The organism is Geobacillus sp. LYN3, from assembly GCF_003064505.1.
GTDB classification, from domain to species: domain Bacteria; phylum Bacillota; class Bacilli; order Bacillales; family Anoxybacillaceae; genus Parageobacillus_B; species Parageobacillus_B toebii.
Window position 1 is genome coordinate 2,030,408 of the sequence record NZ_QCWL01000001.1, and the last position, 13,182, is coordinate 2,043,589.

The following is a 13,182-nucleotide window of genomic DNA, read 5'->3' on the forward strand; positions in this document are numbered from 1 at the left end:
CAGAGCATTCTTGATTCACCTACCTTTCTAAATCCAGTGTACTTATACTGAACGAAAAATTCAATATATACTAAAAATATAAACCCCGCCTTCCTCCCGCAGCTAAAGCAGTGGGCTTCCGGCGGATGTTCTCGTGATGACGATGTCGATTTTGGAAGAGCTCGACCGCAATGATTTGCTGCAGCTCATTCAAGAAATGACCGATGAGGAATTAATGGGGATGGTGGGGCTTTACATTCTTGAAAGCCTAAAAGCGAAAATGGCACATGATGGAATCGGACAAACAAAACTGCGAGATATGCCAAATGTTCATTGAAAAACAAGATGGGATGGCGTGCCTGCGCCATCCCTTGATGTTATTGGAGAAACTCGACGTCATATCCTTCTTTCAATAATACTTGATGAATTTGCTGGATATGATCTTGATTTTTTGTTTCAAGAGAGAAATGAATTTCTGCCTGCCCCGGCAACACTTTTGCTCCGATGCGCTGATGGTGAATCGACATAACGTTTGCTTCCAATTCGGCGATAATTCGCAACAGTTTATTGAGCTGGCCAGGCTTATCGGAGATAACAGTCGTAAATGTCACAAACCGTCCAGATTCGACGAGCCCGCGTTCAATGATTCGTGAAATGAGGGTGACATCGACATTGCCCCCACTTAATATGGTGACAACTTTTTTTCTAGTAAATGGAAATTTTTGATACAATAGCGCCGCAAGCGGACACGCCGCAGAACCTTCGACCAGCAGCTTGTTACGTTCCAATAAATATAGCATCGTTCGAGAAATTTCCGCTTCCTCGACACAGACGACGCCGTCGACATATTTTTCAATATATTGATACGTAATATTTCCTGGTTTTTTCACCGCGATGCCATCGGCAATCGTATCAGAAGAAGTAATGGTTATTGGCTTTTTATGACGGAGCGCCGCCGTCATTCCAGGACAAGCAGACGATTCGACTCCATATACTTGAATCGATGGTTTCAACTGTTTTAATGTAAATGCCAATCCGGCAAGAAGTCCGCCGCCCCCAACCGGACATAGGACAACATCGACATCCGGGAGCTGTTCGATAATTTCTAAGCCAATCGTTCCCTGGCCTGCCATGACCGCTAAATCATCAAACGGATGAACAAACGTCGCTCCTCGCTGCCGCTGCAATTCGAACGCACACTCAAGCGATTCGTCAAATACGTCGCCATGTAAAATAACTTCCGCTCCATAACCTTTCGTTGCTTCCACTTTGCTTAACGGCGCTCCTTTGGGCATGACGATCGTACATGGAATACCGATCATGCCGCTGGAGTAGGCGACCCCTTGAGCATGGTTTCCAGCTGAAGCGGCAATCACCCCGCGCTTTCGTTCCTCTTCGCTTAACGACATAATTTTATTAAATGATCCCCGCACTTTAAACGATCCCGTCTTTTGCAAATTTTCGAGCTTCATGTATACTTCATTGCCAGAAAGATTGGTAAATGTTTGGGAATGCTCAAGCGGAGTTTGATGAACAATCCCTTTCATTTTTTCCCTTGCCTCTAAAACATCGTTCAATGTTAACATCGTTTTCATCACCTAGCTATCATTCATTTCAAAGTTGCCACTGATAATTATACATAAAACAGTAGTTTGTCTACAAACTATACCCCAATATAACTTTTCATCTTTTTTTAAATGTGCTATAAAAAGAAAGGAAATCCTAATCATGACGCAAGCAAGCCGAATATACTGACTCCATCCATCACCCCAATACAGAAATTAAAAATCTGCCCAATGCGTTCCTAATCGAGGCAAATCCTATCTCTCCAATAATATGATGCAATGTTAGGATGTTTCTCGTGCGCTTCCTCCTAGAATGTTTTGCAAATTCCCATAAACTTCATTATGATAAAGAAGTATGAACGATCGGAGGTAACAATATGAAAAAGGCTAATTTTCTTTCTCTTTTATTTGCCGTTATGTTTTTGGTGATGTCTGGTTTTGGCATTATCATCCCGGTTCTTCCCTTTTTAGCAGAAGAAGTGGGTGCCACTCCTACGCAATTAGGACTGCTAATGGCAACGTACTCTTTGATGCAACTATTATTCGCTCCATTTTGGGGCCAGATGTCCGACCGTTACGGGCGAAAACCAATTTTATTCATCGGCATCGCCGGATTGTCGCTCTCGTTCTTTTTGTTTGCCGTGTCAAAAACACTTACGATGTTATTTATCGCCCGTATTATCGGCGGGATGCTATCAGCAGCTACGATTCCTACCGCAATGGCTTACGTTGCTGACGTCACGACACCGCAAGAACGTGGAAAAGCAATGGGGGCTATCGGCGCCGCTACCGGTCTTGGATTTATTTTTGGTCCTGCGATTGGCGGCATTTTTTCGAAAATAAATTTGCATATTCCTTTCTTTATCTCAGGAACACTATCCGCTGTTACCGCATGTCTCGTGCTTCTTTTTTTGAAAGAATCATTGACAAAAGAAAAACAACCGGCAACTTTAAAAACAAAAGAACCGATATGGTACATACTAAAAGGGCCGCTTTTATTTCTGTACCTTCTTCAATGGCTTATTACTTTTTCATTGGCTGGGCTAGAAGCAACATTCGCTTACTACGCAGCAAAACGCGCAGAATTATATTCCTCGCAATTAGGCTATATTTTTATGATTATGGGGCTTGCAAGTGCGATTGTCCAAGGAGGGCTCATTGGAAAACTAATTCAAAAATTTGGTGAAGGCCGCGTCATTCAAGGCGGAATCATTGTATCAGCCGTTGGATTTGCCCTCATTTTATTCGTTCACAACTTCCTGACCGCCGCTATATTTTTATCGATTTTTGGCATCGGAAACGGCGTCATCCGCCCTTGTGTATCCTCGCTAGTCACTAAACATATATCAAGCGGCCAAGGGCGTGCTACCGGATTGCTTTCTTCGTTTGACTCCCTTGGGCGCATCATCGGACCTCCAATTGCCGGACAGATGTTTACAACAATGATCGAACTTCCATACTTAGCAGGTATTGTATTATCCTGTTTCGCGTTGATCCTTTATCATGTTTTTGCAAAACAGTCACAGCAAGTTTCGTCTTAAGAGGGAAGCTCCCTCTTTTTCATATTGGTTATTTAGAACATAGTTTAATAACATAAATGATTGTTTCTTTATCTAAATAATCAACAGCCCATCCCCTTGTTTGTTCATGAAATTTTATCCCACTATTTCGATTGTGAAATATTTTTTCATCTCTTTCAGGAAAACATTTTATGCATGGTAAAAACTATATAAAAGTAGGCAGCCACGATAAAAATTGGTAAGATAAAAGCAGACAATCTTGGAAAGGACGAAGAACGATGACCGTGAAATTATATTACACTTCTCCATCGACAAGCGAATGGACAACGACAATCACAAGTGCTCGTGAAGATGGAGATACATATATTGTCACATTAGCAGAAACGGCATTTTATCCAGAAGGCGGCGGACAGCCTTCCGATTGCGGAACGATTGAAGGAATGCGTGTATTAGAAGTATTTGAAGAAAACGAGGAAGTGTATCATCGTCTCCCTTCCTTGCCTAAAACATCCACCGTTCATTGCCAAATCGATGCGGCTCGCCGTCTCGACCATACCCAACAACATAGCGGGCAACATTTATTATCCGCTGTTTGCATAGAGCTTTTTGACGCCCATACGGTCGGTTTTCATATGGGCACTGATGTAGTAACGATTGATTTAAACATTCCTTCTTTATCCGAGCAAGCGCTCACCGCCATTGAAAATCGCGCCAACGAACTTATTTACGCCAATATTCCTGTAGAAACGTACTATGTGACAAAAGAAGAAGCACACACAATTCCGTTTCGGAAGTTTCCCGATATCGAAGGGAATATTCGCGTCGTCGAAATCAAAGGAGTCGATGTCTCAGCCTGCTGCGGAACTCATGTATCGCGTACAGGAGAAATCGGGATCATTAAGCTGCTGAAAACAGAACGTCATCGCGGCATGACGCGCCTGTCATTTGTTTGCGGCAAACGCGCTCTTGGCGATTATCGCATTTCCCATCGTATTCTTACTACCGTTTCCCAACAATTTGGAACAAACCGGGATATGCTGTTAGACGTGCTTGCAAAATGGGAGGACGAAAAGAAAGAACTACAAAAACAGTTGCAACAATGTAAAGAAGTGATGTACGATATCGAAGCAGAGAAAGCGGCACAGCAAGCAGAAAAGGTGATCATTCGCATCTATGAGCAATATACGTTAAAAGATTTGCAAGCAATTGCCAACAAAATTGCAAATCGTTACCATAAAACGGCCGTTTTAGCGACTTTGTTGGAGCATCGCATCGTCATCATCAAAGCTCCTTCCCTTTCGCTGCACGTCGGCCAATGGTTGAAGCAAAAGCTAGAAGCAGTGAATGGAAAAGGAGGAGGAAGTGATCGTCAAGCACAAGCAACATTTTCTTCGCTCCATGACATGCACACATTTATTCGCTTATTAGAAACGGAAATAACAAAGGTGATTGCTAGTGATTGATGCCCACCTTCATTTAGATCAATATAACGATATCGAAGAAGAGATAAAAAAATGGCAAGAAGCAGGAATTGCCGCGGTAGTGGCCGTTTCGACCGATCTTCGTTCCAGCTATCGGACGCTCGAACTAAAACAAAAATTTCCTGATTTCATTTATGCGGCGATTGGGTTTCATCCCGAACAGCCTCTTCCATCATCATTAGAATGGGAAGAATGGCTTCGTCTTCTTCAGATCGAACGCCCACATCTTTCTGCTATTGGAGAAGTCGGTCTTCCTTATTATTCTGCTGAAGCTGTTTTACGATTTTCTGATTATCGCGATTTCTTTGAACAAATCGTTCGTACTGCTGCTGCGGCCTCATTACCGCTAGCAATACACGCGGTTTACGACAAAGCTTCAACTGCTTTACATATATTGCAGAAAAATAAGATAAAAAAGGCTCACTTTCACTGGTTGAAAGCGGAGCCGGCGATCATTGAGAGAATTGTAGCATGCGGCTACTTTATTTCAATCACTCCTGAAGGTTTGTTATCGCACGCGGGACCAAAAACTTTTGTCCCGTGTGCCAATCAAACAATTGCTTTTAGAGACGGATATATCTTTTATTGCGATCATTCCGATTTTGCATTTAGAACAATGTGTGACTAAATAATATAATCGTTATTAAAAACAAAATGATTGTTTCTTTCCGATTTTTTTCGTAATCTATATGGATAGTGCAACTTTATTGGAAAAGAGGCGGTTTTGATGCTGCAAACGATGACACACAAAGAGAAAATCATACAGCTGCTTCATATTTTTCTACCCGTTTTTATTACTCAAGTTGGTCAATATGCGATGAACTTTGCTGACGTTACGATGTCAGGACATGCCAGTTCAAGTGATTTAGCAGGAGTCGCGATTGGATCAAGTTTGTGGGTTCCGATTTTTACAGGAATGAGCGGCATTTTACTCGCTCTGACGCCAATTGTCGCTCAACATTTCGGAGCAAAGCGGTACGAGCAAATTCCTCATGTGGTGATCCAAACGATGTATTTAGCGATTGTGATCTCCCTAGCCATCATCGCTGGCGGTGCCGCCGCCTTAAATCCGATTTTGAATCACATGAATTTAGAAGCAGAAGTACAACAAGTTGCTTATGATTATTTAATCGCCCTTTCATTTGGCATAATCCCGTTATTTCTTTATTACGTTCTGCGCTGTTTTATTGATGCGCTTGGCCAGACGAAAATTACGATGTTTATCACATTAACGGCACTTCCTATTAACATTTTGTTTAACTACTTACTCATTTATGGAAAATTTGGCTTTCCGAAGCTCGGCGGTGTCGGCTCTGGTTATGCAACGACGATCACATATTGGTATTCGTTTTTTATAGCGGTCATCATCGTCCGCCGATTTCAGCGATTTGATCGCTTTAACCTATTCGAGCGTTTTTATCGTATTTCTTTTACTACGTGGAAAAAACTATTAAAAATCGGGCTTCCGATCGGTTTTGCGATTTTTTTTGAAACGAGCATTTTCGCCGCTGTCACATTGTTGATGAGCGAGTTTCATACAACGACGATCGCCGCTCATCAAAGCGCAATGAATTTCGCGTCGTTTCTTTATATGATCCCATTAAGCATCTCTACAGCATTGACGATCGCCGTTGGTTTTGAAGTTGGAGCGAATCGTTATCAAGATGCGAAACAATATAGCTTTATCGGCATTGGAATGGCAGTATCAACAGCGATTGTTACTTCGCTTTTGCTTTATTTTTTCCGCGGGGATATTGCCAAAATTTATACGAACGAACAAGATGTGCTATTTTTGACGGAGCAATTTTTACTATATGCGATTTTCTTTCAATTTTCGGATGCCGTAGCTGCTCCGATTCAAGGCGCGCTTAGAGGATATAAAGATGTCAACGCTACATTTTGGGCCGCTTTCGTTTCGTATTGGTGCATTGGGCTGCCATTCGGTTATACGCTTGCCAATTTCACTTCTTTCGGAGCGTTTGGATATTGGATTGGGCTGATTGCGGGATTAGCTTCTGGGGCGATATTCCTCTTTTTCCGCCTTCTCTATGTCCAGCGCCGCTACAAGCATGTTCATCATAATGAAAACGGATGAAAAAAAGCCGGCATTCTCCATTATTATATTTGTGAAAGGTGAAGAGAGAATGAAACGGATTTGTTCATATGAAAAAGAGGCTGTGCGGAAGCCTCTTTTTCATTTATGCTTATTTCAATATTTTCGCTTTTTCTAGTTCACGTTCTTCTTATTTACAATAATCATCGCAGACGGCGTAATTCTCGACCACTAACGTTATATTGGTGATCTCGAAAAGTCTTTCGTAAAAATAAAATGAGGAAGAAGCCGTTGATCGGCTTCTTCCCGATTGTCATGTGTTATCTAGCCGGCAATTAGAACCATGCTGATCCGACAATAATAAGCAAGATGAACAAGACGACGATTAGCACGAAACTACGGCCTTGACCAAACCCGCCATAGCCAAAGCCATAGCCATGGCCGAAGCCGCAGCCGCAGCCGCCCCAGCCGCCAAAACCATAACCAAATGACATAGTATGCACCTCCTTATGTTAAATTTAACGAGCGGTTAGTACCCCCAACCACCAATACATGCGCATCCAACAATAATCAACAAGATGAACAAGACAACGATTAACGCAAATCCTCCACCGTAACCTGCACCCATCATGAGCACCTCCTTCACTTTTGTACTAGTAGACTATTCATTTGGATGGCAAATGGTTAGATATTTTTATAAAAATGGGTGTTCAACACAATGCAAAATAAAAAACGGACCGATATCATCGATCCGTTTTCTATATGCCAAATGAGTTACGATTAATAATTTTATCATGCCATCCTTGCATCCATTTTGTTTTAGAAAAAGAAAAAATGACAAGCGCCGCCCAAATACAGCTAAACGTATATACGTGCGCTTTCGTAAACGCTTCGTGAAACAAAAATATGCCAGACAATAACGTTAACGTCGGAGCGATATATTGAAGAAATCCGAGCATGGTAAGCGAAATCCGTCTTGCTCCTTTTGCAAAATATAAGAGCGGAACCGCAGTTGCCGGACCAGCACCAATCAATAATAACAATTGCCAAATAGTGAGCGTTGATAACAGTGAAGAATGATCATATAAAATAAACAAATAGATGAAAGAAATCGGTGTGACGACCATCGTTTCCACTGTTAAACCAATCGCGGAATCAACGCTTGCCAGTTTTTTCACCAGCCCATAAATCCCGAAAGAAAAAGCAAGCGTTAACGCAATCCATGGAAATGTACCGTATTGAAAAGTCATCACACAAACTCCGATACTCGCAAGAATAAAGGAAATCCATTGCCATAAATTAAGCCGTTCTTTTAACACCACCACTCCTAATACAACGCTGACGAGTGGATTAATATAATAACCTAAGCTTGTTTCCACCACATGCCCATGGGTAACCGCCCATATGTATACAAACCAATTCACGCTGATTAGTATAGCCGCTGCGATTATTCCTCCTGCTAATTTTGGCTTTTTCATCATCATCGAAACCTGTTTTCGCCACGATGCTATTTGCCTCGTTACAATAAGCAGCACAACCATAAAGAAAAACGACCAAATAATGCGGTGTGCTAAAATTTCCATCGCAGGACGAGACTCCAAAAGCTTCCAATAGAGCGGTAAAATTCCCCACAACAAATAAGAAAACGCCGTATACCATATTCCGATTTTCTCTTCATTTGCTTGACTCAATGCTCTATCCCCTTTTTATTTTATTGCTTTCATTTTACTGATTTATTATAATTCGTTTTCTGTTTTTTTCCAAGAAAAAACGCCTGCCGTAAACAGGCGTCTTTATCTTACTGCCGCTAACACAATAATCAGCAAAATAAATAAGACAACTATTAAAGTAAATGAAAAGCTGCAACCAAAGCGGCCTCCATAACCGTAACCATAGTAATGCGGCGCATATCCATCATAATACCACATCATAATCTCCTCCTTTTTCGTTAAATAACGGCCAAGGCAAGTACAAACAACCATCATTTAAGAGTAAACACCGCTTATAGCGGGCGCCTTCTTTGACGATTCACCGTCATTATATGCATCCGCCCATCATAACGTCCGGGCAAATGCCCAGATTAAGGAGTTCTTTCCGGTTCGATATGGACATGCATCGCTTCAATATTATGGCGTTTTTTCATCAGGCGTTCCACTTCATCGGCAATTTCGTGGCTTTTTACCACCGTTAAATTTGGATCAACATGTATTGTTACATCAAGGACGACATAACTGCCTAACATTCTTGCTTTTATATCGGCAACGTTCTTTACCCCATCAATGGCTGCGATTTCTTGTTTGTATGTCGTCAACATATGTTCGTCAAACCCATCGGTTAACGTATGGGACGTTTCCATAAATACTTCCCAAGCGGTTTTACAAATCATTCCTCCAATCAGTGCAGCCACAAGCGGATCAAGCCACAATAGACGAACTTGCGCTCCAATAATTCCAACGACCGTTCCAATGCTTACAAGCGCATCGGACAGATGGTCTTTTGCGGCCGCAGCAAGCGCTTGACTATTCGTTCGTTTCGCTAACTGTGCATTAAAATAATATACGGCTATCATTACAAGAGCAGATGCAACAGCGACAAATGCGGCGAAAGGCTCAGGAGCACTTTCTTTTTCGGATTGAAAAACGGAAGAAATTCCTTCAATGATCACATCGATGCCGATGGACATCATCATGAACGCAGCAATTAATGATGAGATATTTTCCGCGCGTGAATGTCCATACGGATGGTTGCGGTCGCGCGGTTTTTTGGCAATTTTAATCCCGATTAAAATCGCGACAGAAGCAAGAATATCGCTAAAATTATTCCATCCGTCCGCTTTGACGCCGTCAGAATGAGCAATAGAACCGACGATGAGTTTGCTTATCGCTAATATTATGTAGCTAACGATACTGACCCAAGCCCCTAATTCTGCTTTTCCTTTTGTTTCCACACATTTCACCAACCTAGCTGTCCTTTCTGCATTTATAAGTGTACCAATATAAAAACATGTAAGTCTATAGCAACAAAGTTGGCTTTTGGAAGGAGTATAGATGTGGACAAACTTTTTCTTACTCGGGTAACTTTTTTGAGCAAAGGCAAACCACTACTGCGTATGATGCAACAGAAAATAAAAAAACGGCCTGCCGATGGTTGCAGGCCGTTTTCTCCTTACATTTTCCTTACGATTTGAAAATACTCTTCTAACGTAATTTGTCTTTCAAACATCACTTTTGCTGCTTTTTTGCCGACATACCGAAGATGCCAAGGCTCATATTGGTATCCCGTAATCGCTTCTTTTCCTTTTGGGTAGCGAATAATAAATCCGTACTCATGCGCATGCAGGGCGACCCATTTTCCTTCTTTTGTTTCTCCAAAAGCAGTCGTCAATTTGTACCCAACACTTTGGCTTGTTATATCCATTGCCAATCCAGTTTGGTGTTCGCTCTGCCCTGGCAGTGCGACCGCATGAATCGCCCTCTCTTTTCCTTTTTCTTTTACTTCTTCCGCAAATATCATTTTTTGGCGCTCATATGAACGATAGCCAGACACGGCTACAAGCTGGATTCCTTCTTTACGAGCGGCGGCAAATAACGCTTCGAGCGCTTTCGCTGCCTCGGCGCGCATATACCGCTTGTCCACATTTTTTTCGGCAAACGAAAACGGAACGCGCGGTGCAACTAAATCGTTCGGCTTATATGCAGCTGGCAGCGATTGTTCTTTATTCACAAGCGCTAATATATTACTTGGGTTCATAATCACTTTCTGGCCGTTTTGCACTTCAACAATATTCCAATATTCCGGTTCTAACAATAGATCCGGATCTATCGCTTCACGATCTTTAGAATCAGCCGGTTTTTTTGGCGTTTCATTTTCTTTCTTTTCATGATGAGTGATTATATGTTTATTCGTTTTATCTGATGCTTTTTCATGTTCCCCTGGAAAATCATTCCATTGACTGCATCCGCTAAATAAAAAAAGCAATACAAAAATCATCCATCGAAACAGCTGTTTCATTATTTCACCTTTTCCGAATCTATACACGACAGAAAGCCCACGTTCTAGCATATCCCGTTTCGCTATATTTGGCACCACTTCATCGCAATGACTGTTAGAAGCGGCTATAATTAAATGCGAATGACAATGAAATACGATAGCCGCGCGTTGAACTTAAACATCTATTATCCAACACGGATCGCCGTTTCTAGCGCCACTTCAATCATCTCGTTAAACGTGGTTTGCCGTTCTTGGGCTGTTGTTTCTTCTCCTGTTAAAATATGGTCACTTACCGTTAGTACAGAAAGCGCTTTTCGACCAAATTTTGCCGCTAACGTATATAGCGCCGCCGTTTCCATTTCGACAGCCAAAACGCCGTAACGCGCCCATGTTTCCCAGTCCGGTTGGTCATTATAAAACATATCAGCGGTAAAGACGTTGCCAACTTTTAACTTCAACCCTTTTTCGACACCGACTTCATAAGCAGTCCGCAACAAATCAAAATGCGCTGTCGGTGCATAATCCCGCCCGCGGAAAGTCAAACGGTTCATATTCGAATCCGTTGATGCGCTCATCGCTAAAATGACATCACGAACGTTCACATCTTTTTGAATTGCTCCACATGTTCCGACGCGAATTAATGTTTGTACACCATAGCTTTGGATTAACTCATTGACATAAATAGAAATTGAAGGAACTCCCATTCCCGTTCCTTGCACGGAAATGCGATGGCCTTTATATGTACCAGTAAAGCCAAGCATGCCGCGCACGCGGTTGTAACATGTCGCTCCTTCTAAAAACGTTTCCGCAATATATTGGGCGCGAAGCGGATCACCCGGCAGCAAAATTTTATCGGCAATTTCTCCTTGTTTTGCTTCGATATGAATGCTCAAGCGGTATACCTCCTTTATTCATCCTATCTTCTTTGGCACCACGTTTTATGCCCTTTTTATCATATCACACAATCAGTGTGATGTGTAAAAAATAATCGCTACGGGCATACTGAGTATACCCCTTGGCAACATTCATGGCACTTTTGCTGTATACATTCGTCTCAACTTTCGAAAGGAGGCATCACGCGGATGAAAAAGAAATTGGAACAAGCAGTGGAATATGCGAATAAAACAAATCCATCATCCCGTTCGAGTAATCAACCGTCTACTTCGAAAAAAGAAAAAACAAAGTTTTAAGGGAGAAATATTCTCCCTTTGTTTATGATGTCTTCGAGTGATAATCATCCCGGCGGCGCGCTAAATATTTTTCATTAATATACAATACTTTTTTATCTTTGCTCAGTGTATATTTTTTCTCCCGTTCTTTTCGTTTGCGAATAAACCAACAGCCGAGTATATACATAGGGAGAAATAATTCTATTGCTCCTGCATAAACGTACAAAAACTGTTTTGTCCATGTCATTTTTGACAAATGCACGTCAATATCGCTAAACATATAATAAGAAGTTGCCACAATCCCCCCTGCAATAAGCACGTTCATCACATGTAAAAAAGGAACGTCTTTCCAACGAAAAAATATTCGTTCTATTTGTTCTTTGACAAATAACAAAATGGCTGCAGATATTACGCAAAGCAACAAGGAAACAAAAAGCGCGGCCATCATCGTTTCCCCTTCCCCATCATCATTTAACTGCAAAAACTTTCGCGAATGAATCGCTTTTAACTGTACAAACTAATATTGAACCTCTGCATGAGAAAAGTCGCAGATTTTGACGGACGTAAGAGTTTTTCCTACACCTGCGTGCAGGCACTCACTCTGTTCCGTAAGTATCATGGACAAACACTTCCTTAGTGTTTAGCGCCTGTCGGATCGGTTCAAAACCGTTTTCCACTTCACCCAATCGCTCCAGTCACAGGCTTTTCTAGTTATACAATAAATGAAGGAGGAAGCTGTTTATGGGTAAAAAACACCGAAACCGCATCAACGGCCAAAAAAAGAATAACCATATCCCAAAAGAAGCGTTGATTGCTGAGGATGCCGCCCATGCGAAAGAATTCTCCGCCGCGGGAGGCAGAAAAAACGGACCGGGTCATCACGATAACCCTGATTCATAACAATTCAATCAATGATGAAAGCCGTTTTATATGAAAAAATAATCTAGAAACCCTTGTGTAACACAAGGGTTTCTATGTGGAAGGATCTACTTCATCAAATGATAAAGTAACTACTTTTGTATATTCCCCCCGGGCAATCTCTTCTTTTGTCGCTTTTTCGTCAAGCTCCTTCTCATCATCCATTCCCGGCGCTAGTTTCGGAAATTCGCGGCTATTCTTTTTTCGCTCCAAGTGATCGCCTCCCTTCCTTTATTATCCATACCCGAAATTTACGTAAACTATTCGACTTTTTTCTTCATTATATCATCATTTTTTCTTTTTCAAACAGAATATTTAGAATTTTTATACTAACGAATATGAATGCGATTAATTTTTTTCCATCCTTCCGGACATAGTTTGTAATACACTTGCCCCTTTAGTCCTTCATCAATTAAGACGATATCTCCTGTACTCGTGAACTACCCCCACTTAATTTCTAGCGAAAATTTGAAGTGGGGGCTTCCAAAGAAGTTTGACTGCTTCAAG

Annotated in this window: 16 protein-coding genes; 6 read left to right on the forward strand and 10 right to left on the reverse strand. The window is 41.7% G+C overall.

Annotation, left to right across the window (positions count from 1 at the left end):
- Positions 1–133 precede the first annotated feature (133 nt).
- Positions 134–316: a DUF6154 family protein gene (locus tag DCC82_RS10560; protein WP_483299658.1), complete on the forward strand. Its 183-nt coding sequence runs from the start codon at positions 134–136 to the stop codon at positions 314–316.
- A gap of 40 nt (positions 317–356) precedes the next feature.
- On the opposite strand, the gene ilvA is transcribed toward DCC82_RS10560, so the two are convergent.
- Positions 357–1,565 carry a threonine ammonia-lyase gene (gene ilvA / locus DCC82_RS10565; protein ID WP_097354572.1) on the reverse strand — a complete coding sequence of 403 codons (1,209 nt, stop codon included), beginning with the start codon at positions 1,563–1,565 and terminating at the stop codon, positions 357–359.
- 356 nt (positions 1,566–1,921) lie between these two features.
- Between ilvA and DCC82_RS10570 the strand changes: the two genes are divergently transcribed.
- The 4 genes from DCC82_RS10570 to DCC82_RS10585 all read left to right on the forward strand — a co-directional run bounded on the left by DCC82_RS10570 (position 1,922) and on the right by DCC82_RS10585 (position 6,640).
- Positions 1,922–3,085 (forward strand): tetracycline resistance MFS efflux pump, encoded by a 1,164-nt coding sequence (locus DCC82_RS10570; protein ID WP_015864029.1) that lies wholly within the window; start codon positions 1,922–1,924, stop codon positions 3,083–3,085.
- A gap of 257 nt (positions 3,086–3,342) precedes the next feature.
- A complete protein-coding gene (locus DCC82_RS10575) occupies positions 3,343–4,527 on the forward strand; it encodes an alanyl-tRNA editing protein (RefSeq protein WP_097354573.1) in 1,185 nt (394 codons plus the stop codon).
- On the forward strand, positions 4,520–5,173 hold the full coding sequence (locus DCC82_RS10580) for a TatD family hydrolase (RefSeq protein WP_233252985.1): 654 nt from the start codon (positions 4,520–4,522) through the stop codon (positions 5,171–5,173). Before DCC82_RS10575 ends, DCC82_RS10580 begins: the two co-directional genes overlap by 8 nt.
- A gap of 99 nt (positions 5,174–5,272) precedes the next feature.
- Positions 5,273–6,640, forward strand: coding sequence for an MATE family efflux transporter (locus tag DCC82_RS10585; RefSeq protein ID WP_097354574.1), 1,368 nt, complete (start codon positions 5,273–5,275; stop codon positions 6,638–6,640).
- Between the two features lie 293 nt (positions 6,641–6,933).
- Here DCC82_RS10585 and DCC82_RS18575 read toward each other — a convergent pair whose 3' ends face one another.
- The 8 genes from DCC82_RS18575 to DCC82_RS10625 form a co-directional block, all read right to left on the reverse strand.
- Positions 6,934–7,092, reverse strand: coding sequence for a YjcZ family sporulation protein (locus DCC82_RS18575; RefSeq protein WP_081189615.1), 159 nt, complete (start codon positions 7,090–7,092; stop codon positions 6,934–6,936).
- A gap of 35 nt (positions 7,093–7,127) precedes the next feature.
- Positions 7,128–7,226 carry a YjcZ family sporulation protein gene (locus DCC82_RS10595; protein ID WP_073967981.1) on the reverse strand — a complete coding sequence of 33 codons (99 nt, stop codon included), beginning with the start codon at positions 7,224–7,226 and terminating at the stop codon, positions 7,128–7,130.
- A 130-nt stretch (positions 7,227–7,356) separates the two neighbouring features.
- On the reverse strand, positions 7,357–8,289 hold the full coding sequence (gene rarD / locus DCC82_RS10600) for an EamA family transporter RarD (RefSeq protein ID WP_015864034.1): 933 nt from the start codon (positions 8,287–8,289) through the stop codon (positions 7,357–7,359).
- A 102-nt stretch (positions 8,290–8,391) separates the two neighbouring features.
- The gene (locus DCC82_RS10605; protein ID WP_108430348.1) at positions 8,392–8,526 is read right to left on the reverse strand and encodes a sporulation protein YjcZ; all 135 of its coding nucleotides are present in this window, start codon (positions 8,524–8,526) and stop codon (positions 8,392–8,394) included.
- Positions 8,527–8,678: 152 nt separating this feature from the next.
- On the reverse strand, positions 8,679–9,557 hold the full coding sequence (locus DCC82_RS10610; protein WP_015864036.1) for a cation diffusion facilitator family transporter: 879 nt from the start codon (positions 9,555–9,557) through the stop codon (positions 8,679–8,681).
- 206 nt (positions 9,558–9,763) lie between these two features.
- Complete coding sequence (locus DCC82_RS10615; protein ID WP_097354948.1) at positions 9,764–10,609, reverse strand: M15 family metallopeptidase; 846 nt, start codon at positions 10,607–10,609, stop codon at positions 9,764–9,766.
- A 164-nt stretch (positions 10,610–10,773) separates the two neighbouring features.
- On the reverse strand, positions 10,774–11,481 hold the full coding sequence (gene deoD, locus DCC82_RS10620) for a purine-nucleoside phosphorylase (RefSeq protein WP_015864038.1): 708 nt from the start codon (positions 11,479–11,481) through the stop codon (positions 10,774–10,776).
- A gap of 319 nt (positions 11,482–11,800) precedes the next feature.
- Positions 11,801–12,202, reverse strand: a complete 402-nt coding sequence (locus DCC82_RS10625; protein WP_041269682.1) for a hypothetical protein — start codon at positions 12,200–12,202, stop codon at positions 11,801–11,803.
- A gap of 296 nt (positions 12,203–12,498) precedes the next feature.
- On the opposite strand from DCC82_RS10625, the gene DCC82_RS17660 reads away from it, so the two are divergent.
- On the forward strand, positions 12,499–12,657 hold the full coding sequence (locus DCC82_RS17660; RefSeq protein ID WP_015864042.1) for a hypothetical protein: 159 nt from the start codon (positions 12,499–12,501) through the stop codon (positions 12,655–12,657).
- A 72-nt stretch (positions 12,658–12,729) separates the two neighbouring features.
- On the opposite strand, the gene DCC82_RS17465 is transcribed toward DCC82_RS17660, so the two are convergent.
- A complete protein-coding gene (locus DCC82_RS17465) occupies positions 12,730–12,888 on the reverse strand; it encodes a hypothetical protein (RefSeq protein ID WP_015864043.1) in 159 nt (52 codons plus the stop codon).
- Between the last annotated feature and the right edge of the window lie 294 nt (positions 12,889–13,182).